This is a genomic window from Xanthobacter tagetidis, assembly GCF_003667445.1.
GTDB lineage: Bacteria > Pseudomonadota > Alphaproteobacteria > Rhizobiales > Xanthobacteraceae > Xanthobacter > Xanthobacter tagetidis.
Genome location: NZ_RCTF01000010.1, coordinates 131,934 through 153,882 on the forward strand (window position 1 = coordinate 131,934; position 21,949 = coordinate 153,882).

General features: G+C 70.5%; 20 protein-coding genes. 11 read left to right on the forward strand and 9 right to left on the reverse strand.

All coding sequences use genetic code 11. From position 1 onward, the window contains the following. Window positions 1-73: 73 nt before the first annotated feature. The 4 genes from zwf to D9R14_RS13625 all read left to right on the forward strand — a co-directional run bounded on the left by zwf (window position 74) and on the right by D9R14_RS13625 (window position 4,291). The gene (gene zwf / locus D9R14_RS13610) at window positions 74-1,549 is read left to right on the forward strand and encodes a glucose-6-phosphate dehydrogenase (RefSeq protein ID WP_121623872.1); all 1,476 of its coding nucleotides are present in this window, start codon (window positions 74-76) and stop codon (window positions 1,547-1,549) included. An 8-nt stretch (window positions 1,550-1,557) separates the two neighbouring features. Beyond that, window positions 1,558-2,271 (forward strand): 6-phosphogluconolactonase, encoded by a 714-nt coding sequence (gene pgl / locus D9R14_RS13615; RefSeq protein ID WP_210210850.1) that lies wholly within the window; start codon window positions 1,558-1,560, stop codon window positions 2,269-2,271. Window positions 2,272-2,282: 11 nt separating this feature from the next. Beyond that, window positions 2,283-3,917, forward strand: coding sequence for a glucose-6-phosphate isomerase (pgi, locus tag D9R14_RS13620; protein WP_121623873.1), 1,635 nt, complete (start codon window positions 2,283-2,285; stop codon window positions 3,915-3,917). Between the two features lie 137 nt (window positions 3,918-4,054). Continuing rightward, window positions 4,055-4,291 (forward strand): hypothetical protein, encoded by a 237-nt coding sequence (locus D9R14_RS13625; RefSeq protein ID WP_121623874.1) that lies wholly within the window; start codon window positions 4,055-4,057, stop codon window positions 4,289-4,291. A gap of 82 nt (window positions 4,292-4,373) precedes the next feature. Here the strand turns inward: D9R14_RS13625 and oxlT (D9R14_RS13630) are convergent, their stop codons facing one another. The 4 genes from oxlT (D9R14_RS13630) to D9R14_RS13645 all read right to left on the reverse strand — a co-directional run bounded on the left by oxlT (D9R14_RS13630) (window position 4,374) and on the right by D9R14_RS13645 (window position 9,598). Further along, the gene (oxlT, locus tag D9R14_RS13630; RefSeq protein ID WP_121623875.1) at window positions 4,374-5,687 is read right to left on the reverse strand and encodes an oxalate/formate MFS antiporter; all 1,314 of its coding nucleotides are present in this window, start codon (window positions 5,685-5,687) and stop codon (window positions 4,374-4,376) included. 556 nt (window positions 5,688-6,243) lie between these two features. Then, window positions 6,244-7,530 (reverse strand): oxalate/formate MFS antiporter, encoded by a 1,287-nt coding sequence (oxlT, locus tag D9R14_RS13635; protein WP_121623876.1) that lies wholly within the window; start codon window positions 7,528-7,530, stop codon window positions 6,244-6,246. 117 nt (window positions 7,531-7,647) lie between these two features. Further along, window positions 7,648-8,877, reverse strand: coding sequence for a formyl-CoA transferase (gene frc / locus D9R14_RS13640; protein WP_121623877.1), 1,230 nt, complete (start codon window positions 8,875-8,877; stop codon window positions 7,648-7,650). Window positions 8,878-9,124: 247 nt separating this feature from the next. Further along, window positions 9,125-9,598: a CBS domain-containing protein gene (locus tag D9R14_RS13645; RefSeq protein WP_245420800.1), complete on the reverse strand. Its 474-nt coding sequence runs from the start codon at window positions 9,596-9,598 to the stop codon at window positions 9,125-9,127. Window positions 9,599-9,888: 290 nt separating this feature from the next. On the opposite strand from D9R14_RS13645, the gene D9R14_RS13650 reads away from it, so the two are divergent. From D9R14_RS13650 to D9R14_RS13665, 4 genes are all read left to right on the forward strand, one after another. Further along, window positions 9,889-10,578, forward strand: a complete 690-nt coding sequence (locus D9R14_RS13650; RefSeq protein ID WP_121623878.1) for a GntR family transcriptional regulator — start codon at window positions 9,889-9,891, stop codon at window positions 10,576-10,578. 195 nt (window positions 10,579-10,773) lie between these two features. Next, entirely contained in the window at window positions 10,774-11,520 is a 747-nt protein-coding gene (locus D9R14_RS13655) for an FkbM family methyltransferase (protein WP_121623879.1), read from the forward strand. A gap of 94 nt (window positions 11,521-11,614) precedes the next feature. Next, the gene (locus D9R14_RS13660) at window positions 11,615-12,268 is read left to right on the forward strand and encodes a dienelactone hydrolase family protein (RefSeq protein ID WP_121623880.1); all 654 of its coding nucleotides are present in this window, start codon (window positions 11,615-11,617) and stop codon (window positions 12,266-12,268) included. Continuing rightward, window positions 12,265-12,924, forward strand: a complete 660-nt coding sequence (locus tag D9R14_RS13665) for a phosphoribosyltransferase (protein ID WP_121623881.1) — start codon at window positions 12,265-12,267, stop codon at window positions 12,922-12,924. The genes D9R14_RS13660 and D9R14_RS13665 overlap by 4 nt, the downstream gene beginning before the upstream one ends. A gap of 13 nt (window positions 12,925-12,937) precedes the next feature. On the opposite strand, the gene D9R14_RS13670 is transcribed toward D9R14_RS13665, so the two are convergent. Then, the gene (locus tag D9R14_RS13670) at window positions 12,938-13,540 is read right to left on the reverse strand and encodes a hypothetical protein (RefSeq protein WP_170168617.1); all 603 of its coding nucleotides are present in this window, start codon (window positions 13,538-13,540) and stop codon (window positions 12,938-12,940) included. 241 nt (window positions 13,541-13,781) lie between these two features. Here D9R14_RS13670 and D9R14_RS13675 point away from each other — a divergent pair, with 241 nt between their 5' ends. Then, complete coding sequence (locus tag D9R14_RS13675; protein WP_121623882.1) at window positions 13,782-14,333, forward strand: DUF1269 domain-containing protein; 552 nt, start codon at window positions 13,782-13,784, stop codon at window positions 14,331-14,333. A 34-nt stretch (window positions 14,334-14,367) separates the two neighbouring features. On the opposite strand, the gene D9R14_RS13680 is transcribed toward D9R14_RS13675, so the two are convergent. The 3 genes from D9R14_RS13680 to D9R14_RS13690 form a co-directional block, all read right to left on the reverse strand. After that, window positions 14,368-15,129, reverse strand: a complete 762-nt coding sequence (locus D9R14_RS13680; protein ID WP_121623883.1) for an ABC transporter permease — start codon at window positions 15,127-15,129, stop codon at window positions 14,368-14,370. Then, window positions 15,126-16,100 (reverse strand): ABC transporter ATP-binding protein, encoded by a 975-nt coding sequence (locus D9R14_RS13685; protein WP_121623884.1) that lies wholly within the window; start codon window positions 16,098-16,100, stop codon window positions 15,126-15,128. The genes D9R14_RS13680 and D9R14_RS13685 overlap by 4 nt, the downstream gene beginning before the upstream one ends. 92 nt (window positions 16,101-16,192) lie before the next feature. Next, on the reverse strand, window positions 16,193-17,212 hold the full coding sequence (locus D9R14_RS13690; RefSeq protein ID WP_121623885.1) for a TIM44-like domain-containing protein: 1,020 nt from the start codon (window positions 17,210-17,212) through the stop codon (window positions 16,193-16,195). 564 nt (window positions 17,213-17,776) lie between these two features. Here D9R14_RS13690 and D9R14_RS13695 point away from each other — a divergent pair. Both D9R14_RS13695 and D9R14_RS13700 read left to right on the forward strand, forming a co-directional pair. After that, a complete protein-coding gene (locus D9R14_RS13695; protein WP_342634786.1) occupies window positions 17,777-18,712 on the forward strand; it encodes an MBL fold metallo-hydrolase in 936 nt (311 codons plus the stop codon). Beyond that, window positions 18,696-19,649: a hypothetical protein gene (locus tag D9R14_RS13700; RefSeq protein ID WP_121623887.1), complete on the forward strand. Its 954-nt coding sequence runs from the start codon at window positions 18,696-18,698 to the stop codon at window positions 19,647-19,649. Before D9R14_RS13695 ends, D9R14_RS13700 begins: the two co-directional genes overlap by 17 nt. Window positions 19,650-20,027: 378 nt before the next feature. Here D9R14_RS13700 and D9R14_RS13705 read toward each other — a convergent pair whose 3' ends face one another. Continuing rightward, window positions 20,028-21,824 (reverse strand): acyl-CoA dehydrogenase family protein, encoded by a 1,797-nt coding sequence (locus tag D9R14_RS13705; protein ID WP_121623888.1) that lies wholly within the window; start codon window positions 21,822-21,824, stop codon window positions 20,028-20,030. Window positions 21,825-21,949 lie beyond the last annotated feature (125 nt).

Sequence of the window (21,949 nt, forward strand, 5' to 3'; positions counted from 1 at the left end):
TCGACGGAATCAGGCGGCGGTCGCGGGGCTTGCGGAGCGCCGCCGGTCGGGCGTACGGGGACGGGAGACAGGAATGGTCGCACGGGTGATTGAGGTGGAGCCCTTCGACATCGTCGTGTTCGGCGCGACCGGCGACCTCGCCCGGCGCAAGCTCCTGCCCGCCCTCTACGAGCGCGACCGCGCGGGACAGCTCCCCGACGCCTGCCGCATCTTCGGCGCCTCGCGCCGCCCCATGGCGCGCGACGCCTTCGAGGCGTTCGCCCGCGAGGCGGTGGAGGACCGCGACGGCATCGAGGAGAACGCCCCCGGCGACCTCACCCGCTTCCTGAAGCGGCTCGATTATGTGGCGGTCGACGCGGTCTCGGACGCCGGCTGGGACGATCTCGCGGCGCGCCTCAAGGAGGCCGAGGACCGGGTGCGGGTGTTCTATCTCGCGGTCGGCCCGGACCTGTTCGACGACATCTGCGCCCGCATCGGCGCCCACGGCCTCGTCACGCCGCTCACCCGCGTGGTGGTGGAGAAGCCGGTGGGCAAGGACCTCGCCTCGGCGCGCAAGGTGAACGCCGCCGTCGGCCGGGTCTTCCCCGAGGAGGCGGTGTTCCGCATCGACCACTATCTCGGCAAGGAGACGGTGCAGAACCTGATGGCGCTGCGCTTCGCCAACGCCTTGTTCGAGCCGATCTGGAACAACGCCCACATCGACCACGTGCAGATCACGGTGGCCGAGAGCCTCGGCACCGCCGGGCGCGCCGGCTATTACGACACCGCCGGCGCGCTGCGCGACATGGTGCAGAACCACATCCTCCAATTGCTCTGCCTCGTCGCCATGGAGCCGCCGGTCTCGCTCGACGCCGACGCGGTGCGCGACGAGAAGCTGAAGGTGCTCAAGGCCCTGGTGCCGATCGGCGAGAAGACGGCCGGCCAGCTCACCGTGCGCGGCCAGTACCGCGCCGGCGCCTCGGCAGGCGGGGCGGTGCCGGGCTATCTGGACGAGCTGGGCGCCGGCGCCTCCGGCACCGAGACCTTCGTGGCGCTGAAGGCGGAGATCGCCAACTGGCGCTGGTCGGGCGTGCCGTTCTACCTGCGCACGGGCAAGAGGCTGGCGAGCCGGGTCTCCGAGATCGTCATCCAGTTCCGCCCCATCCCGCACTCGGTGTTCGACGGGCAGGCCGGGCCGATCATGGCCAACCGCCTCGTCATCCGCCTGCAGCCGGACGAAGGCGTGAAGCTCTGGATCATGATCAAGGACCCCGGCCCCGGCGGCATGCGGCTGCAGCACGTGCCGCTCGACATGAGCTTCGCCAGCGTGTTCGGCGTGCGCAATCCCGATGCCTATGAGCGCCTCTTGATGGACGTGGTGCGTGGCAACCAGACGCTGTTCATGCGTCGCGACGAGGTCGAGGCCGCCTGGCGCTGGGTCGACCCCATCCTGGAGGCCTGGCGCAATTCCCGCGAGGCGCCGAAGCCCTACACCGCCGGCACCTGGGGGCCGTCCGCCGCCATCGCGCTGATCGAGCGCGACGGGCGCACCTGGGCGGACGACGCCTGAGCCCGGCCGTGGACGACGCCCCCCTGCCCTTCGCGCTCGCGGCCTATGAGGACCGGGCCGCGCTCGCCCGCGCGCTCGCCGCCCATGTGGCGCAGGCGCTGCTTGCCCGCACCGCGCGGGACGGCGCGGCGAGCCTCGCCGTCTCCGGCGGGCGCACGCCGGCCTTGTTCCTGGAGACGCTTTCGGCGGCGCCGCTCGACTGGGGCCGGATCAGCGTGACGCTGGTGGACGAGCGCTGGGTTCCCGAGACCTCCGACCGCTCCAACGCCGCTCTGGTGCGCGCCCACCTGCTGAAGGGCGCGGCCGCCGCCGCCCGCTTCGTGCCGCTCTTCACCGGCGCGCCGACGCCGGAGGCAGGGCTTGCCGCCGCCGAGGAGCGCGTCGGCGGCCTGCCTCACCCGTTCGCCGCCGTGGTTCTGGGCATGGGCGACGACGGACACACCGCGTCGTTCTTTCCCGGTGCCGAAGGCCTCGAAGCCGCCATCGACCCGGCCGCGCCGGCCCTGCTCGCGGCCATCCGCGCCGAAGCGGCGGGCGAGCCGCGCATCACCTTTACCCTGCCGGAGCTGCTTGCCGCCGACACGCTTCTGCTGCACATCGAGGGCAAGGTGAAGCGGGAGGTGCTGGAGGCGGCCTCCCGCCCCGGCCCGCAGGGGCAGATGCCCATCCGGGCCGTGCTCCGCCACGCCCGGCGCCCCCTCGATGTCCTGTGGTGCCCCTGATGGAGACGTGCATGAGCGAGACCGAGGCCCTCTGGCAGTCCCTTTCGACCGCCTGGACGGCGGACCGGGAACGCCCGCTGAGGGAGGTGGTCGCGGAGCCGGAGCGGTTCGAGGACTTCTCGTGCGCCTTCGGGGACCTGCTGCTCGACTTCTCCAAGACCGCCCTGTCCAAGCACAGCCTCGGCCTGCTGCTGGACCTCGTCCGCGCGGCAGGGGTCACGGCGCGGCGCGACGCCATGTTCGCGGGCGAGCGGATCAACGCCACGGAAGGCCGCAGCGTGCTGCACGTCGCATTGCGCGACGGCGAGGACGCGCCGCTCGCGGTGGACGGCGCGGACGTGAAGCCGCCGGTGCGCGAGACCCTGGCGCGGCTGTTCGCCTTCGCCGACGACGTGCGCTCCGGCACCATCGCCGGCGCCAAGGGCGACCGCTTCACGGACGTGGTGAATATCGGCATCGGCGGGTCGGACCTCGGCCCGGCGATGGTGACGGGGGCGCTTGCGCCCTACCATGACGGCCCGCGCTGCCACTTCGTCTCGAACGTGGACGGCGCCCATATCGCCGACACGCTGAAGGGGCTCGACCCGGCCACCACGCTGTTCGTCATCGCGTCGAAGACCTTCACCACGGTCGAGACCATGTGCAACGCGGCCACCGCCCGCGCCTTCATCAAGGACGCGCTGGGGGAGGCCGCGGTGGCGGACCATTTCGCTGCCGTCTCCACCGCGCTCGACAAGGTGGGCGCGTTCGGCATCCGGCCCGAGCGCACGTTCGGCTTCTGGGACTGGGTGGGCGGACGCTATTCGGTGTGGTCCGCCATCGGCCTGCCGGTGATGCTCGCGGTGGGGCCGCAGAACTTCCGCGAGTTCCTGGCCGGCGCCGCGGCCATGGACGAGCATTTCCGCACCGCGCCGCCGGAGATCAACCTGCCGGTTCTGCTCGCGGCGGTCGGCCTGTTCCACCGCAACGTCTGCGGCTTTCCGAGCCGCGCCGTGATCCCCTACGACCAGCGGCTCGCGCGCTTTCCCGCCTATCTCCAGCAGCTCGACATGGAGAGCAACGGCAAGAGCGTGACGCTCGACGGCAAGCCGGTCGCCCGGCCCACCGGGCCGATCGTGTGGGGCGAGCCGGGCACCAATTCGCAGCACGCCTTCTTCCAGCTCATCCACCAGGGCACGGACGTGATCCCGGTGGAGTTCCTGATCGCCGCAGAGGGCCACGAGCCGAAGCTTTTGGAGCATCACCAGCTGCTGGTGGCCAACTGCCTCGCCCAGTCCGAGGCGCTGATGCGCGGGCGCACCCTGGAGGAGGCGGCGGCGCAGCTGCGCGCCAAGGGGCTCGACGCGGCCGAGGTGGCGCGGCTTGCTCCGCACCGGGTGTTTCCCGGCAGCCGGCCTTCGGTGACATTGGCCTATGCCCAGCTCGATCCCTTCACCCTCGGCCGGCTGATCGCGCTCTACGAGCACCGGGTGTTCGTGGAGGCGGCGGTGTGGGGCATCAATGCCTACGACCAGTGGGGCGTGGAGCTGGGCAAGGAGCTGGCGACCGAGCTTCTGCCGGCGGTGATGGACGCCAAGGTGCCGCCCGGAGCCTCCGCCTCGACGCGCGGCCTGCTGACGCACCTCAAGGAGATCGGCGGCCGCTGAGGCGCCATGCTGCTATGCAGCAAAGACAGGGCTCGGTTACGTATTATGTATACCACAGAGATCCGGAAGTGAGTCAGGATGCCTTCTGTAATCGGGAGGTCACCTCCCGGTCGGCGCCCCGGCGCCCGGAGGCAGACATGAGCGTTTTCGACTTCGCCGCCCTCGGCATATTCGGCATCACCCTGACCGCCGCCACCATCGGCTTCTCCTCGCCCCGCCCGTTCCTCGCGGCCGGCGGCGACGTGGGCCTGTCGATCGTCGACGCGCTCGGCGAGGCCCCGGCCGCGCCGCGCTTCGCCGGCGTCCGCTTCGGCGGCTCGCAGAACGGCGAGACGCGCGAGCCGGCGGTCGCCGCCTTCCCGCGCGCCTTCTGAACGAAAAAAGAGGGAGAGGCGCCAACCTCTCCCTCCAGGACGGCGCGGGGTGGAAACGGCGCGCCGGTAGCTTTGTGCGGGCTCAGCGCGCGATCTCGGGCGCCCGGCCCTCGACCGTCTCGATCGCGCGCGCCTGCGAGACGAATCGCGCCCGGAGCGGCTTCAGGACGAAGATCGCCATCAGCGCCGCGATGGCGTTGACCGCGGCGGTGATGAGGAACACCAGGTCCCAGTTGCCGAGGCTCGCCACCGCCACCGAGGCCATGGGCACCACCAGCGAGGCGGTTCCCTTGGCGGTGTAGAGCAGGCCGGCATTGGTGGTGGCGAACTTCGAGCCGAACGTGTCGCCGCAGGTCGCCGGGAACAGCGAGTAGATCTCGCCCCAGGCGAAGAAGACGAGGCCTGTGAGGATCACGAACGCCACCGGATTGGCGCCGAAATGCGCCAGCGCCAGCACGCCGACCGCCTCCAGCGAGAAGGCGATGAACATGGTGTTCTCGCGGCCGATATTGTCCGACACCCAGCCGAAGAAGGGCCGCGTGACGCCGTTCAGCACCCGGTCGATGGACAGCGCGAAGGTGAGCGCCGGCATGGTCAGGCCGAGGATCGAGACCGGCACGTCGGCGATCTTGAAGTCCTTGGCGATGGAGCCGAGCTGGGCGGTCGCCATGAGCCCGCCGCCCGCCACCAGGACGAACATCAGGTACATGATCCAGAACACCGGGGTCTTCACCATCTCGCCGGGGCCGTAGCTGCGCCGGCTCTGGTTCACCGCCACCTCGACCTTGGGCAGCTGGCCCTCCTTCGGGCTCTGGAGCAGCAGCGCCAGCACGAACACCACGGCGCCCTGGAGCAGGCCGAAGAACAGGAAGGTGTGCTCGTAGCCCTGCGACTTGATCATCGCCGCGATGGGCACGATGGTCAGCGCCGAGCCGGCGCCGAAGCCGGCGGCGGTGATGCCCGCGGCGAGGCCGCGCCGGTCCGGGAACCACTTCAGCGCCGCACCGACGCAGGTGCCGTAGACCGCGCCCGCGCCGGTGCCGCCGATGGCGGCGGAGACGTAGAGCATCGTCAGGCTGTCGGCCATGGAGTTCAGCCACCAGGAGGCGGCGCACAGGATGCCGCCGAGCATCACCACGATGCGCGGGCCGAACTTGTCGACGAACCAGCCCTCGATGGGCACCAGCCAGGTCTCGAACAGCACGAAGATGGTGAAGGCCACCTGGATGGCGGCGCGGCCCCACTGGTGCTTCTCGTTCATGGGCTCGACGAACAGCGTCCAGCCGTACTGGAGGTTGGCGATCATCGACATGCAGACGACGCCGATGAGCAATTGGAGCCAGCGCCCGCCCACGGGGCCGCGGCCGGCCGCGGCCGGCAGAGTTGAAGACGGCATTTCCTTCCCTTTCTCACTGGGGATCATCGAAGGACGATGAACGGCCCGTGACGGACACCATTCGGCCGCACCTCGTTGAGGCGGATGCGGCTGCGTTCCGTCGGGAAGGATGGGTCAGGAATACCGTATACCGTATGCAAGTTTCGGCTATGTAACGGCTACTTTGGCCCCTTGGGCGGTGTTTCGCGCGGTTCGAGCGGCATGCGGAGACCACTCAGCGCAGGAGAGCGCGCATCCTCCTGCCCTGCCGGTGAGGGGAAGCCGATTCCGTCTCGTGCCGGTTCGCGGACTCTCCCCTGCGGACTGCGCAAGGCGGGGAGGCGCAGGGCCGCCCGGGCAGGAGCGGCCGGCCGAGGGGCGAGGCGCCGCGGCCTTGGGGCGCCGACCGGCCCCTCGGGCCCGTCCGACCCGTATGATCGCCCCTCAAGCCCCAGCGCCAACACAAAAAAATGGCCCCGACACGCGTCGGGGCCATGCAGGGGCCGCCCAGAAGGCGGTGGAGGGACTTCAGGCGCGCGCCGCGACGAGGTGCGGCGCGCGCGATCCTATGGAGCGGTCAGACGGTCGCCTCGCGCGCCTTGAGGGCGTGGGCCTCGTTGAGCCGGTGATGACGTGCCAGCAGGGGCTTCAGCACCAGAAGCGCGGCGATGGCGGCGGTCATGTCCATGGCGGCGACGGTGTAGAGCACCACCGTCCAGCTGCCGGTCGCCTCCATCAGGAGGTTGGCCACCGGAACCAGCAGAGCGGCGATGCCCTTGGCGCAGTAGAGCATGCCGTAGATCTTGCCGATGTGCTTGGAGCCGAAGGTGTCCGCGGCGGTGGCCGAGAACAGGGAGTAGACCTCGCCCCAGGCCAGGAACACGATGCCCGACAGGATGATGAAGGCCCACGGATTGTGCCCGAACGTGCCGAGCGCGACGATGCCGATGCCCTCCATCATGAAGGCGAAGAACATGGTCTTCTCGCGGCCGATATGGTCCGAGATCCAGCCGAAGAAGGGCCGCGAGAAGCCGTTCAGGATGCGGTCCAGCATCAGCGCGAACGGCAGCGCCGCCATGGCGAAGAAGTAGAGGTTGACCTCCACGTGCTTCACGCCCAGGTCCTCGGCGATCACGCCGAGCTGCGCCACCGCCATCAGGCCGCCGGTGACGGTCAGCGTGAACATGGTGAGCATGACCCAGAACACCGGCGTGCGCAGCGCCTCGCCGAGCGTGTAGTCGCGCCGGCTCTGGGCGACGGTCGACGAATAGGTCACTTCCTTGCCGGTCGGGGCGGTGAGGAACAGCGCCGCGGCGACGATCACCGCGCCCTGGATCAGGCCGAAGGTGAAGAAGGTCTCGTGATAGCCGGACGACTTGATCATCGCCGCGATGGGCAGGATCGTCACCACCGTGCCGGAGCCGTAGCCCGCCGCGGTGAGGCCGACAGCGAGGCCGCGCCGGTCGGGGAACCACTTGAGCGCGCTGTTGACGCAGGTGGCATAGACGCAGCCGACGCCGATGCCGCCCACCGCCGCCGCGAAGTAGAGCGCCGGCAGCGTGGAGGCATAGGAGTTCAGCACCCAGGACAGGCCGGTGAACAGGCCGCCCACCAGCACCACGTTGCGCGGGCCGTATTTGTCGATGAAGTAGCCGACGATGGGCGTCGCCCAGGTCTGCACCACCACGAACACCGTGAAGGCCACCTGCACCGAGGCGCGGGTCCAGGAGTTGCCGGAAACGATCTCGGGAACGAACAATGTCCAGGAATATTGAATATTCGCGGCAGCAACCATGCAGACGATGCCCGCCACCAACTGGAGCCAGCGATTGGGGCCGGCAGCTTTGACAGCTTCACTCACCATTTTATCCACCCTTTGAGAACATTATTATTTTAGTTCCAAGAAGACAAAGCCGCCTCACCCCGTTGTTTTCCCTCTCGGAAGCGGCATGTTCGGAAAAAGCGGCAAGGCGCGTGCGCCTCACACGGCGCCGGCGGTGCGCATGCCGGCGATCTCCTCCGCGCTGTAGCCGAGGGCGCCGAGCACCTCGTCCGTATGCTCGCCGAGCAGCGGCGCCCGCTCGACCGGAACGTGGCTCGCCGACATCTGGATCGGCGAGCCGAGCGTCACGTAGGTGCCGCGCTCGGGATGCGGCACCTCGACGAGGAAGCCGCGGTCGTAGAGCGCGCGGTCCTGAAGGATGTCCTTGGTGGAGAGCACCGGGCCGCACGGCACGTCGATCGCCTTGAGCGCGTCCATCACCTCGAACTTGGTGCGCTTGAGGCTCCAGCGCTCGATCACGTCGAAGCAGGCGTCGAGCCGCTGCAGGCGCGCCTCGTGGCTGGCGAACTTGGGATCGTCGATCAGGTCCTTGCGGCCGACGAGCCGCATCAGCGGCGCCCAGCCCTGGGGCTGGATGATGACGTAGCAATAGTCGTTCTCGCCGCCCGGCGCGCAGCGCACCGCGGCGCCCGGCTGGCCGCCGCCGGAGCAGTTGCCGGCGCGCGGCACGCAATCGGTCTCGGGGGCGCCGGGATATTCGGGGAGCGGGCCGGAGGCGAGGCGCTGTTGGTCGCGCAGCTTCACCCTGAGGAGGTTCATCACGCAGTCCTGCATGGCGACCTCGACCAATTGGCCCTCGCCGGTCACCGTGCGCTGGTAGAGCGCCGCCAGCACGCCGGAGAGGCAGTGGACGCCGGTGCCGGTATCGCCGATCTGCGCGCTCGACGCGGTCGGCGGGCCGGAGCGCCAGCCGGTGGTGCTCATGGCCCCGCCCATGGCCTGGGCGATGGTCTCGTAGGCCTTGGCGTCGATGCCGGAGGCGTCGGCGAAGCCCTTGATGGTGGCGTAGATCAGGCGCGGATTGATGGCGCGCGCCTGGTCGTAGCCGAAGCCCTGGCGCTCCAGAACGCCGGGGCCGAAATTCTCCACCAGCACGTCGCAGCTGGCGATGAGACGGGTCAGCGCCTCCTGCCCCTGCGCGCTCTTGATGTTGAGCGTGAGGCTGCGCTTGTTGGCGTTCAGCATGGTGAAATAGAGACTGTCGACGTTCGACTTGTCCCTGAGCTGGGATCTGGTGATGTCCCCGCGGCGGGGCATCTCGACCTTGATGACCTCCGCCCCGAGCCACGCGAGCATCTGGGTCGCGGACGGTCCGGACTGAACATGCGTCATGTCCAGGACACGCACGCCCTCAAGCGCCTTGCCCATGCCGTTACCCCTGGATTTCCTCGATCCGACCGTATGTTCCGCCAGTCTTGAGCCGGCTTGTGGGCGCAGTCCGCGCCCGGCACCCATCCGTGTCTACTGGATGTTGTATGCCATATACAGACGTTATCATCGCCATTTTCCGCCTGCAACCGAATTCGACTAAAGTAAAATGCAGGGGGCCGCGGGCCGCCTCCGGCCCATCCCGATGCCCCTGCCGGCGCGGCATCGGCCGGCGGCGGCGCAAGGGTCAGCGCAGCACGGCGAGCTCCGCGCCCATGCCGCTCAGCGCCTGCTCCGCGTGGGTCGCGACCTCGGATTCGTGCAGATAGTGGCGCATCAGGTCGGTGGCGCTGATGACGCCCACCAGCGCGTGGTCCTCGATCACCGGCAGGTGGCGCACCTGGTGCTCGTTCATGAGCCGCAGCACGGTGACGATGGAATCGGCGAGAGCGCAGGAGATCACCTCCCGCTTGAGCAGGCTGGCGAGCACCACGGCCGGAGTGCCGGCGCCATGGGCCAGCAAGGCCCGCGTCACGTCGCGCTCGGAGAACACGCCGACCACGGTGTTGCCCTCGGTGCGGCACACGTCCTTGACGATCACCGAGGAGACGTTCTCCCGCTGCATGATCTTCACGGCGGTGGCCACGGTCTCGTTGGCCCGGACGGTGATGATCCGGGTGTCGCGCTTCTCGCGCAGGATGTCGTCGACGCGCATCAGCATGGCGGCGTTCCTCCGGGCCGGAGCCCCGTTTCTGGAAAGTGTGGGCCTCTTGAAGGGCACCTGGAGGAATTCTGGTATTCAAAATACTGGATGTCAACGCACACTGAAGCAGCAGAACGGGCGATTTCATGCTGCATTGCAAGAAGATGCGCGAAGACGGCCGGTTTTGCATCGGCCTGCGGCAACCCTTGCCCTCAACGCACAAGTCCTTCATCTGATATGATGTATTTGGTCGGCATCGAATGCGGGCCGCGCCGCGCCACGAAGACTGCCTAAGGCGAAGGGGAGCGATGACCTATCAGGACATCAACGTGAAGCCGATCGAGACCGAATCGAGCTTCCGAATGAAGGCCTACAAGGCCCTCAAGGCGGCCATCATGGAGATGGATATCTACAGCCACCGGGAGGACATCCGCCTCGAAGAACGCCAGCTCTCCGAGAAGCTCGGCGTTTCGCGCACCCCCATCCGCGAGGCCATGACGCTCTTGGAGCAGGAGGGCTTCGTGCGCTCCGTCCCGCGGCGCGGCATCTTCGTGGTGCGCAAGACCCGGCAGGAAATCCTGGAGATGATCACGGTCTGGGCCGCGCTGGAGAGCATGGCCGCCCGCCTCGCCTGCGCGCGCGCCTCCGAGGCCGAGATCCGCGAGTTGCGCGAGAACGTGCGCGCCTTCGCCGACCGCGACCCCGAGGAGTTCGTCTCGGAATATTCCGAGGCCAACCTCGCCTTCCACAAGATCATCATCCGCATGTCCGGCTGCGAGCTGATCGCCGAGATGACCGAGGGCCTGTTCCCGCACATGCGCGGCGTGCGCAACGTGACCATCGGCCAGGACCATCGCGCCCAGCGCTCCATCGTCGACCACACCCGCATCGTCGCCGCCATCGAGAAGCGCGACGCGGACCTTGCCGAGCGCCTGGTGCGCGAGCACACGCTGGGCCTTGCGCGCCACGTCGAGGAGCACGGCGAGTTCCTGGACTGAGCCGCCCGCGTCCCGGCCGCCGGCAGCGGGCCGCCCCCACCCTCCCCCGCACGCGGGAGCGGGGGCGCCAGCGCGCGAGCCGGCCCCCTTCTCCCCCATCCGCGGTGCGGCATCGGCGGGGGCTGCGGGCGGCCTGCCCTTGACAATGGGGGCCGTCCGGCGGACCAACCCGCGCGGACCATCGGCGGAGCACGGATGCGCTACCTCAACCTCATCAAGACCATCTCCAACTGGCCGGTCTATTTCGCGCATAAATTCAACCTCACCACCGCCTCGCCGGCGGTGTTCGAGCTGCGCGGCGGCGGGCGCATCTTTGTCCCGCGCGAGGTGATGCACGAGTTCAAGGAGGTGTTCTTCGACGAGGCCTATCTGTCCGGCATGCCGCTCGCGCTGCCGGAGGGGGCGACCGTGGTGGACATCGGCGCCAATATCGGCGCCTTCAGCGTGTTCGCCGCCACCCGCTTCAAGGCCGCCCGCGTCGTTGCCTTCGAGCCCGACCCGGTGAACTTCGCGGCGCTCGCCCGCAACGCCGCCGAGGCAGGCGGGCGCATCACGGCGGTGGAGACCGCCATCGCCGGAGAGGCGGGCACGCTGGTGTTCCACCGGGGCGACGCCACCGGCGTCTCCACCTCGGGTTCGCTCGTGCGCAGCACCGGCGAGAAGATCACGGTGACGGCCGTCACCCTGGAGGAGGCGTTCGCGGCGCAGGGCATCGCCACCTGCGACCTCATGAAGATGGATTGCGAGGGCGCCGAGTTCGACATCCTCTACGGCGCCTCCGACGCCGTGCTCGCCCGCATCCGCCAGATGGTGGTGGAGATCCACGACCAGGGCAAAGGCAACCGCACCCGCGCCGCCGTCATCGCCCACCTCGCGGGCAAGGGCTTCCAGGTGAAGGACGGCATGCACCACCTGCTGTGGGCCTGGCGGGGGGACCTCTGAGCGCCCGGCGCCACTTGACCGCGATCAAGGCCGAGGGGCGGCAGCGGCCCGCATAAAGTACGGCGCCGGGTTCCCGCCGGCGCCGGAGGGCGGCATGGCGACGTTCGAGGTGAGAGTGCCGCCGCACGGCCTTCCCGCGACGCTGAGCATGCCGGACTATGCGGGCGCCCTCGTCCTGTTCGCCCACGGCAGCGCATCGGACCGCCTCGCCCCGCGCAACGCCGCCCTGGCCGAAGCGCTCAACCGGCAGGGCCTCGCCACCCTGCTCATCGACCTGCTCTCGCCCGAGGAGGAGGCCGACCGCGCCAACGTCTTCGACATCGACCTGCTCGCCGACCGCCTGTCGGAGGCCGTGGGCTGGGCCAAGGCGGAGCCGCGCACCGCGCGCCTGCCGCTCGGCCTGCTGGGCGCCGGCACCGGCGCCGCCGCCGCGCTCAAGGCGGCGGCGCGGCTTGGCGGCCTGATCTCGGCGGTGGTGTCGCGCTCCGGACGTCCGGACCTCGCCTGGGACGTCCTCGGCGGCGTGACGGCCCCGAGCCTCCTGATCGTCGGCGGCGCCGACGAGACGGTGCTGGAGCTGAACGCCGAGGCGTTCGGCCGGCTCGCCTGCGAGAAGGCGCTGAAGATCGTTCCCGGCGCCAGCCACCTCTTCCCCGAGCCCGGCGCGCAGGAGGAGGTGACGGCGCTCGCCACGCGCTGGTTCGAGCGGCACCTGCTCGGCCGCACCGACGACTGGAAGGCGCCATGATCCTTCCGTTCGCCGACCGCCGCGCGGCGGGGCGGCAGCTCGCGGCCGCGCTCGCGCACCTGAAGGCGGAAGCGCCGGTGGTGCTGGCGCTGCCGCGCGGCGGCGTGCCGGTGGCGGCGGAGGTGGCGCAGGCGCTTGGCGCGCCGCTCGATCTGGTGCTGGTGCGCAAGATCGGCGTGCCCGGCGCCGAGGAACTGGCCATGGGCGCCGTGGTGGACGGCGCCGATCCCATCGTGGTGCGCAATGACGATGTCATCGCCGCATCGGGGGTGACGCGCACGGCGTTCGAGGCGGTGCGCGCGCGGGAGCTTGAGGAGATCGAGCGCCGGCGCGCGCGCTATATCGGCACCCGGCGCCGCGCCCCGATCGCCGGGCGGACGGTGGTGCTGGTGGACGACGGCATCGCCACCGGCGCCACCGTGCGCGCCGCGCTCAGGGCGGTGCGGGCACGCCGGCCGAAGATGCTCGTGCTCGCCGCGCCGGTGGCGCCGCCCGAGACCGTCGACGCGCTCAGGGCTGAGGCTGACGCGGTGGTGTGCCTCGCGACACCGGAGCCGTTCGGCGCCATCGGCTATTTCTACGACGACTTCCGCCAGGTGGGAGATGCGCAGGTCCTGGACCTGCTGGCGCGCCATCCCGTACCGGCGGAAGGATGACCACCCCCCTGCCCTACGAAGGCACCCCGCGCGCATCGGCGCTGCCCGCGGCACCTTCCGCCCGCACCTCCACCCGGGCGGCGGCGAGGCGGGCGAACAGGTCGCGCCGCCGGGCGAGCGGCCACCACTCGTAGAGGAAGATCTCGATCGGCCGCCAATTGGCCACCCAGCCGACGATGACGAGGCTCTCCTCCAGGATGCCGGCGAAGGTCCCCTCCCCCAGCACGTGTCCGACCAGTTGCGCGGCCACAAGGCACACCGCCAGCACGCCGAGGCCGATCACCAGCGACAGCCGCCCCACCCGGAACAGCTGCGCCAGTTCCCGCGCGGTCTCGTGGCGGCGATAGTCGAAGAAATGCGCGATCGCCTCCGGAAGGCCCTGCGCGTCCGGGCCGGCCGCCTCGGCTTCGGGCAGGTGGACGACGATGGCGAGCGGCGCGCGGGCCGGCATCTCCTCGGCCCACCCGGCGATGTATTCCTCCGCCTCCGGCGCGAGGTCGCGCTCGCGGAAGGGAAACGGGTCCAGCATGTTGAAGAGCTGGGAGACGTGCGTCAGGCGGATGGAGATCACGCCCGGCACGGCCGGGGCGGCGGACGGGGTCGGCACTTGTGTCATCGGCAGGGTCCGCCCTGGCGGCACGCCCGCGCGCGCCTCTGGCGTGGCCCAATAGCCGCGCCGGGCGGCGGGCACAAGGCGCCGTTCAGCATGACGCTGCGACGTCGCGCCGTGAGCCCTCCCCCCCCTCGCGCGCCGGAACAGGTCGTGCCAGTGTCACGTTCTGCGAGGACGCTCCCCCGCGGCCGGGCTCGCGCTTCGGCCGGAGGCGAGGCGTCCCGCATTGTGAGGAAACGGTGTCATGAGCAATCTTGTCGTATTCGGTTTCGACGGCGTCCATTCGGCGGACGAGGTCCTGAACAAGCTGCGGTCGCTCCAGAAGGGCCACCTGATCGACCTGGAGGACGCCTGCGTCGTCGAGCGCGAGCCGGACGGCAAGGTCCACATCAAGCAGGCGGTGAACCTCGTGGCGCTGGGCGCGGCCCAGGGCGGCACCATGGGCGCGCTGTGGGGCGGCCTCGTCGGCCTCCTGTTCCTCAACCCGCTGGCCGGCATGGCGCTGGGCGCGGTGGCGGGCGCGGGCGCGGGCGCCATCTCCGGCTCGCTCGCCGACTACGGCATCGACGACGACTTCGTGAAGAATCTCGGCGACACCATCCCGGCCAATTCGTCGGCGCTGTTCGTGCTCATCAAGAGCGTCACCGAGGACAAGGTGCTGCCCGAGATCGAGCCCTACAATCCGCGCGTGCTGAAGACCTCGCTCTCCAACGAGGCCGAGCTGAAGCTGAAGGAGGCCCTCGCCAAGGCCGCCGCCGGCCTGCACGCCGCCCCTGCCGCCACCCCGGCCACCTGAGCCCCCGACGCGCGAGGCGGCGGCTGCCGCCGCCTCAGCTCTTCAGCCGGTAGCCGGTGCGGAACATCCAGGTGCACGCGCCGAGGCACAAGGCGAGGAAGCCCAGCGTCATGGCGAGCGAAAGGCCGACCGCCACGTCCGATATGCCGAAGAAGCTCCAGCGGAAGCCCGACACCAGATAGACCACCGGATTGAACAGCGTCACCGTGCGCCAGGCCGGCGGCAGCATGTCGAGCGAGTAGAAGGTGCCGCCCAGGAAGGTCAGCGGCGTGATGACCAGGAGCGGGATCACCTGCAGCCGTTCGAACCCGTCGGCCCAGATGCCAATGATAAAGCCGAACAGGGCGAAGGTGAACGCGGTCAGCACCAGGAAGCCCAGCATCCAGAACGGGTGCTTGATCTCCAGCGGCACGAACAGCGAGGCCGTGGCGAGGATGATGAGCCCCAGCACCACCGACTTGGTCGCCGCCGCCCCCACATAGCCGAGCACGATCTCGAACGGCGACACCGGCGCCGAGAGCAGCTCGAAGATCGTGCCGGTGAAGCGCGGGAAGTAGATCGCGAACGCGGCGTTGGAGATGGACTGCGTGAGCAGCGTCAGCATCATCAGGCCCGGCACGATGAAGGCGCCGTAGGGCACGCCCTCGATCTCCGCCATGCGGGAGCCGATAGCGGAGCCGAACACCACGAAATAGAGCGAGGTGGAGATCACCGGCGACACCACGCTCTGCAGCAGGGTGCGCATGGTGCGGGCCATCTCGAACATGTAGATGGCGCGGACGGCTTCGAGGTTCACTGGTCCCGCCTCACGAGGCTCACGAAGATGTCTTCGAGGGAGCTTTGCTCCGTGTGGAGGTCCCTGAAGGCGATGCCCTCGGCGGAGAGCAGCGCCAAAAGGTCGGCGATGGAGTGCGTGTCGCCCTCCTCCTCGGCGCCCGAGGCGCAGGTCTCGTAGACGTAGGTCAGGTGCGTGCCGCCGTCCGAGAGCTCAAGGCCGAACGGCGCCAGCGCCGGCGGGATCGCCGCGAGCGGGGCCACCAGCTCCACCGTCAATTCCTTGCGGCCGAGCCGGCGCATGAGCGTCGCCTTCTCCTCCACCAGGATCAACTCGCCCTTGGTGATGACGCCGATGCGGTCCGCCATCTCCTCCGCCTCCTCCAAATAGTGGGTGGTGAGGATGATGGTGACGCCGCTCTCGCGCAGCTCGCGCACCAGGCGCCACATGTCGCGGCGCAGCTCCACGTCGACGCCGGCGGACGGCTCGTCGAGGAACAGCACATGCGGCTCGTGGGCCAGCGCCTTGGCGATCAAGACGCGCCGCTTCATGCCGCCCGAGAGCGTCATGATCTTGGCGTCCTTCTTGTCCCACAGGGAGAGGCTTTTCAGCACCTTCTCGATGAAAGCGGGGTTCGCCTTCTTGCCGAACAGGCCGCGCGAGAAGCTCACGGTGGCCCATACGGTCTCGAAGCTGTCGGTGGTCAGCTCCTGCGGCACGAGGCCGATGGCGGCGCGGGCGGCGCGGTAGTCCCTGACGATGTCGTGGCCGTCCACCCGCACCGTTCCGGCGGTGGCGTTGACGAGGCCGCAGACGATCGAGATGAGCGTGGTCTTGCCGGCGCCGTTGGGGCCGAGCAAGGCGAAGATCTCGCCGCGGCGGATGTCGAAGCTCACGTCCTTGAGCGCGCTATGGCCCGTGGCGTAGGTCTTCGACAGGCGGGAGACGGAAATGACGGCGCCGGGCGCAGCGCGGGACTCGGGGTCGGGCATGGCACCCTCTTAGACCTGTCCGGCCGCGCGCGGAAGGGTCCCGCGCGGTCAGGCGCGGGACCCTGTCCTGCTGTGGATGCAATCCTGCGGGATCAGGTGCCCTGGATGGCGGTGAGCTTCCAGTCGCCGCCCTGCTCGCGCACGAAGGTCCAGATCTCCGTGGCCTCGCCCTTGGCGTCGCGGTCGCCGCCGACCACCTGGCCGGTGGCGCGGTCCACCATCGTGTCGCGGCTCTCGTAGCGCAGCGCGACCGTGGCGAACTCCTTGCCGCCCTCGCGCCAGGCCTCGGCGAGGTCGCCCTGGAGCAGCTTCACGTCGCTCACCACGTTGCGCACGCCGCGCTCGGCATTCTCGCGCAGCTCGTCGGCGAAGTAGGAGAACACCTCCGGCGTGGTGTGCTGCATCAGCGTGCCCTGGTCCTCGGCCCCGAAGGCGCCGTGGATGGTGCCGAGCAGGCGCTCGAAGGCGTCGAAATCCTCACCCTTGAGGCCCAGGTCGTCGGACGGCGCGCGTGCCGCGGACTGGAATTCCGGCTCGGAGGCCGCGGCAGAGGCAGCGGTTGCGGCGGCCGGATAGCCCGTGCCGCCGGCCGGCGCACCGCCCATCGGAGGAACGCCGCCCATGGGCGGCACGCCGCTGGAGCGGGCATAGGGCGCGCCGGCACCGGCGGCTGCCGGCTGCGGCTGCCCGCGGCGCAGGAAGCGCATCACCAGCACCACGGCGAGCACGATCAGGCCCACCTGGAGCAGGAGGCCGAGCATGCCGGCGAGGCCGCCGAAGCCGCCGCCCATCAGGAGGCCGATGATGCCGCCGATCAGCAGGCCGCGCATCAGCGCGCCGCCGAGGCCGGCGCCGAACATGGAGGGCCGCGCCGCCTGCGCGGCGGCGCCGGGCGCGCGGGTCGCGGCGGGCGCCGGCGTGGTCTGCGGCGTGGTGGAGCGCTGGATGGGAGCGGCACTGGGGGCAGTATTGGTTGCGGGCGGCGCCTGATAGGTGCGCGAGCCGCGGTTGCCGAACGAGAATCCGCGCTTGGCCTCGGCCACATCGACTGCCGCCAGCGTCAGGCCGGCCGCCACTGCAAGGGCCGCAAAAAGTGTGGTCTTCCGGAACATGAGTCCTCCCGCCGCCACCTGACCTAACGGTAGCTTGCCCTTACATATGGGAAGAACGCCCCCGATTTCCAGGGCAAGCGTGTCGCTTCACTTGAAATCTTGGTGTGCAGCCTTGGTGTGCAGCGCGGCACGCGTGTCTGCGCACGCCCCGTCGCCGTTCCCCGGCCCAGCGACGGCGAAGCCGGAGCGCGGGCGGTGCCCCGGACGCATGGAGCGCCAGCGGAATGCGAGCCGGGGTCCAGCGCAGGACTCCCGCGCAGCGGGGCATGACCCAACCGCGCTCACATCAGAAGCCGCCTTCGGCGCATCCCTTGCGTTGGGTCCCGGCTCTCCTTCCACTCCGCTGACGCTGCGTTGCAGTCGGCCGGGACGCGCGGGCGGCGATGTCCGGCGTCGCATCCGCCGTTCCCCGGCCCAGCGACGGCGCAGCCGGAGCGCCGAGCCGGGGTCCGGGGGAAGCTTCCGCGCAGCGGGCGATACCCCCGCGGCCGCCCGAGATTGGCCGTGATCGGTGCGCCTGATATGGTCCGCCCCCCTCGCGCGCCTCGTCTCCAGGAGCAGATGATGTCCGCCCTCTCCCGCCGCGCCTTCATTGCCGCGAGCGCCGCCGCCGCACTCGGCCCCACGGCCGCCTTGGCCGAATCGCATCCCCGCCCGCGGTCGGCGCCGCTCGGGGCGGCCGGGTTCCGGGTGGGCGCGTTCCAGGTGACGCCGCTGTTCGACGGCACCTTCCCTCTGCCGTTGCCGATCATCCCGGACGCCCAGAGCCCCGCGGGCGCCGCGCTGCTGAGGGCCGCCGACCTGCCGGCGAAGGGCCCGGTGCCGATCCCGGTGAACGCCTTCGCGCTGGAGCGCAACGGCCGGCTGGCGCTGATCGACTGCGGCTGCGGCTCCCTGTTCGGCGCCGACTTCGGCAAGGCGTTCGGCGCCATGGCCGGCGCCGGCATCGACCCGGCGAAGGTGGAGACGATCCACCTCACCCATCTGCACGGCGACCATGCGGGCGGCCTCCTCGCCGCCGACGGCACGGCGCGCTTCCCGAAGGCGCGCGTCACGGTCCAGCTCAAGGAGATCGCCTTCTGGAGCGACGACGCCATGCTCGCCCGCGCGCCGGACGACATGAAGCCCTTCTTCAAGATCGCCCGCGACGTGCTGGCCGCCTACGGGAACCGGATCGAGCCGCTGGAAGGCGTCGCGGCGCTGGCGCCCGGCGTGCTCGCCATGCCCTTCCCCGGCCACACGCCGGGACATATGGGTGTGCTGATCGAGGACGGTCCCGAGCGCATCCTGCTGTGGACCGACGTGCTGCACACCGCCGCGCTCCAGTTTCCTCATCCGGGCTGGTCGCTCTTGTTCGACGTGGACATGGCGGAGGCGCGGGCGACCCGCCTTCGGCTGCTCGACCTGGTGAGCGCCGACAAGATCGCGGTCATGGGCTCCCACCTCGGTGTGCGCGGGCTGATCGAGCCGAGGGGCGCCGGCTATGCCTTTGCGACGTGAGATCATCGCCGGCGCGGCGCTGCTGATGGCCTGTGCCGCGCTCGGCGGCGCCGAAGCGGGCGAGATCGGCGTCGCTGTGGCGAACGGCACCGCGCCCACCGCCTGCGCCGAGACCGACAACGTCGCGCTCACCTTTTCCGCCCCCGCGGTCACGGGCCTCAGGATCGAGGCGCGCCACCCGGCCTATGTGGGCACCCTCGCCATCGACAGCACGGCGCCCGACTTCACCGCCTGCGACATGACGAACGATCCGGCCGTTCCGGCCGCCGCGCCGCTCAGCGGGCCGAAGCGCACCACGCTCTTTGAGACGCCGGACCTGTGGCTGGTGGGCTTCACCTTCCCCTCCTTCTGGCGCGCGGCGGCGACCCCGGTGCGGGTCGGCGGGCGCACCTTCGAGGGGCTGCACCTGGTCCAGCTCTGGGTCTGGCACAAGGAGCGCGCCGAGGAGGTGCTGGTGGTCTATCCGCCGGACGGCTACTGGCGCGCCCGCCCGCTGCCGCCGCCGCACCTGCGCGCCGTGGCCTACGGCTCGTCGTTCCTGCTCGGCCCGGTGGAGGAGAAGGGCCGGCCGGTGGTGGACCTGAAGGAGATCGCCTTCGACCCGCAGGCGAAGGCCTTCACGCTCGCCTTCGCCGCGGGCGGCACCGCGCGGCTCGCTCTGACCGAGCTGTCCGAGGCGCGCATGGTGCTGGAGGCGGCGTTCGACCGCCCGCGCGCCGGCGCCTTCGCGGCGCTGCGCTCCATGTATGTCACCGAAGCGAACGCCGACGTCGCCCGCCTCGCCTGGCGGACGGGGGCGCACGGCTGGCGCGAGGCGCACATAACCACCTTCCCCGGCGCGTCCGACGTGCGCGCCTTGTGGGCCGGCCGCCTCGCCCCCTCCGCCCACAACACCAGCGCCCCCGACATGGTGTTCGACCGCTTCGTGGGACCATAGGCCGGGGGCGCAGTCCGCGGTGCGTCGAAGCGCCGGCCGGACTCCCCTCTCCCCCCGCGGGAGAGGGGCGGGGGTGAGGGGGAGCGCGAAGCGCAGGCCGCGGTGCATCGAAGCCCCGGCGTCCGCCCCTTCACCCCGGCCCTCTCCCACGAGGGGAGAGGGGGCGCAAACGCCAGGGCCGGCGTCCTTGCGTCTCACCATGCGGAGTATTGGTGACGGGCTCCCTCCTCCGTTGGGAGAGGGGGCGCGACCGGTTATGCCGTTCCAGGGCGGCGACAGGCTTGACCGGAGCATCCAGCCTCAGGGCAGGGAAACGGCGCGGGCCGTGGGTCCTCCGGCCAAGCCGGAGGGTGACGGCGGCGCCATAGGGAGCCCGCGTCAGTCGAGCGCCAGCACCGCTTCCGCCTCCAGCACCGCGCCGGCGCCGCCGATGACGCTCTCGCACAGGCCCCGGGCCTCGGTGGCGAGGTTCTCGGCGAAGAAGCGGGCAAGCGCGATGCGGGCGGCAAGGCGCGGGTCGCTCTCGCCCTCGGTGCGGGCGCGGTGCGCCGCGAGCGCCGCCTTGGCGAGATAGGCGCCGCCGGCCGCGCGGGCGAACAGGCGCAGATAGGGCGTCGCGCCGGCGAGCGCCTTGCCCTGATCCTCGCCCAGCCAGTCGAGCATCTTTCGGGTGGCGGTGGCGAACGCGTCCACCGCCTCGCCGAGCCGCACGCCCATATGGCCGAACTCCACGGCGTTCACCGCCGTCACGTCCGCCGCGACGGTGCGACAGTCGGCGATCAGGGCCTCCACCACGTCGCCGCCGTTCTGGCCAATCTTGCGGGTGACGAGGTCGATGGCCTGGATGCCGTTGGTGCCCTCGTAGATGGCGAAGATGCGCGCGTCGCGCAGGTGCTGCGCCGCGCCGGTCTCCTCGATATAGCCCATTCCTCCATGCACCTGGACGCCCATGGAGGCGACCTCGATGCCGATGTCGGTGGAGAACGCCTTCGCCACCGGCGTGAGCAGGCTCGCCTCGGCGAGGGCGGCGGCGCGGGCGGCGGGGTCGGGCAGGCGGTGATAGCGGTCGAGCGCGTCCGCGGTCATCAGGCAGATGGCGCGCGCCGCCAACGTCTCGGCGCGCATGGTGAGCAGCGTGCGCTGCACGTCCGGGTGGGCGACGATGGGCGCCATGCCCTCGCCCTGGTAGCCCGCCGCCTTGCCCTGCCGGCGCTCCTTCGCAAAGGCGATGGCGCGCTGGGTGGCGCGCTCGGCGATGGCGACGCCCTGCACGCCCACCGCGAGGCGGGCGTTGTTCATCATGGTGAACATGCAATTGAGGCCGCGATTCTCCTCGCCGATCAGCCAGCCGACCGCGCCCTCGCCTTTGTCGCCGAAGGTCATGGTGCAGGTGGGCGAGCCGTGCAGGCCGAGCTTGTGCTCGATGCCGGTGCATACCGCGTCGTTGCGCGCGCCGAGGCTGCCGTCCGCATTGACCAGGAACTTCGGCACCAGGAACAGCGAGATGCCGCGCGTGCCGGCGGGTGCGCCGGGCAGGCGCGCGAGCACCAGGTGGACGATGTTCTCGGCCACGTCGTGCTCGCCATAGGTGATGAAGATCTTGGTGCCGAAGATGCGGTAGGTGCCGTCGCCCTTGGGCTCGGCACGGGCGCGCAAGGCGGAGAGGTCGGAGCCCGCCTGCGGCTCGGTGAGGTTCATGGTGCCGGTCCAGGTGCCGGCCACGAGGTTCGGCAGATAGGTGTCCTGGAGCGCCTTCGCGCCGTGGGCGGTGAGCGCCTCCACCGCGCCCATGGTGAGCACGCCGCAGATGCCGAAGGAAGGACAGGCGGAATTCCAGAACTCGGTGAGCGCGGAGGTGAGCGCCACCGGCAGATGCTGGCCGCCGAAGCGTTCCTCGGCGGCGACCGAGGGCCAGCCTGCCGCCGCCCACGCCGCATAGGCGGCGCGCACGCCCGTAGGGGTCGCAACCGCCCCGTCCTTCAGCGTGCAGCCCTCCTTGTCCGACACCGGGTCGAGCGGGGCGACCTCGGAGGCGGCGAACTTGCCGGCCTCCTCCAGCACGCTGTCCACGAGGTCGAACGAGAGATCGACGATGCCCTCTTCCATAAGCCGCGGCAGGGAGGTGCAGCTCTTCAGCAGGAAGGACACATCCTCGACGGGGGCGCGATAGGCCATCGATCTCTCCACGTGTGCATATGTGACGCCCGCGCCCGGCGCGATGCGGCTTGACCCGGCACGGCCCGCTCACTAGAGCCGGAACCGGCGCACCAATTCGGGGCGTTGCCCCCCTTTCGTCAAGG

Coding starts and splice junctions, on each gene's coding strand:
- oxlT (WP_121623876.1), bottom strand. CDS start 7,530: ATGGTGAGTGAAGCTGTCAAAGCTGCCGGCCCCAATCGCTGGCTCCAG.
- pgi (WP_121623873.1), top strand. CDS start 2,283: ATGAGCGAGACCGAGGCCCTCTGGCAGTCCCTTTCGACCGCCTGGACG.
- D9R14_RS13625 (WP_121623874.1), top strand. CDS start 4,055: ATGAGCGTTTTCGACTTCGCCGCCCTCGGCATATTCGGCATCACCCTG.
- D9R14_RS13665 (WP_121623881.1), top strand. CDS start 12,265: ATGATCCTTCCGTTCGCCGACCGCCGCGCGGCGGGGCGGCAGCTCGCG.
- D9R14_RS13690 (WP_121623885.1), bottom strand. CDS start 17,212: ATGTTCCGGAAGACCACACTTTTTGCGGCCCTTGCAGTGGCGGCCGGC.
- D9R14_RS13700 (WP_121623887.1), top strand. CDS start 18,696: ATGCCTTTGCGACGTGAGATCATCGCCGGCGCGGCGCTGCTGATGGCC.
- D9R14_RS13675 (WP_121623882.1), top strand. CDS start 13,782: ATGAGCAATCTTGTCGTATTCGGTTTCGACGGCGTCCATTCGGCGGAC.
- frc (WP_121623877.1), bottom strand. CDS start 8,877: ATGGGCAAGGCGCTTGAGGGCGTGCGTGTCCTGGACATGACGCATGTT.
- D9R14_RS13705 (WP_121623888.1), bottom strand. CDS start 21,824: ATGGCCTATCGCGCCCCCGTCGAGGATGTGTCCTTCCTGCTGAAGAGC.
- D9R14_RS13645 (WP_245420800.1), bottom strand. CDS start 9,598: ATGCTGATGCGCGTCGACGACATCCTGCGCGAGAAGCGCGACACCCGG.
- D9R14_RS13660 (WP_121623880.1), top strand. CDS start 11,615: ATGGCGACGTTCGAGGTGAGAGTGCCGCCGCACGGCCTTCCCGCGACG.
- D9R14_RS13650 (WP_121623878.1), top strand. CDS start 9,889: ATGACCTATCAGGACATCAACGTGAAGCCGATCGAGACCGAATCGAGC.
- zwf (WP_121623872.1), top strand. CDS start 74: ATGGTCGCACGGGTGATTGAGGTGGAGCCCTTCGACATCGTCGTGTTC.
- D9R14_RS13685 (WP_121623884.1), bottom strand. CDS start 16,100: ATGCCCGACCCCGAGTCCCGCGCTGCGCCCGGCGCCGTCATTTCCGTC.
- oxlT (WP_121623875.1), bottom strand. CDS start 5,687: ATGCCGTCTTCAACTCTGCCGGCCGCGGCCGGCCGCGGCCCCGTGGGC.
- D9R14_RS13695 (WP_342634786.1), top strand. CDS start 17,777: ATGTCCGCCCTCTCCCGCCGCGCCTTCATTGCCGCGAGCGCCGCCGCC.
- D9R14_RS13670 (WP_170168617.1), bottom strand. CDS start 13,540: ATGACACAAGTGCCGACCCCGTCCGCCGCCCCGGCCGTGCCGGGCGTG.
- D9R14_RS13655 (WP_121623879.1), top strand. CDS start 10,774: ATGCGCTACCTCAACCTCATCAAGACCATCTCCAACTGGCCGGTCTAT.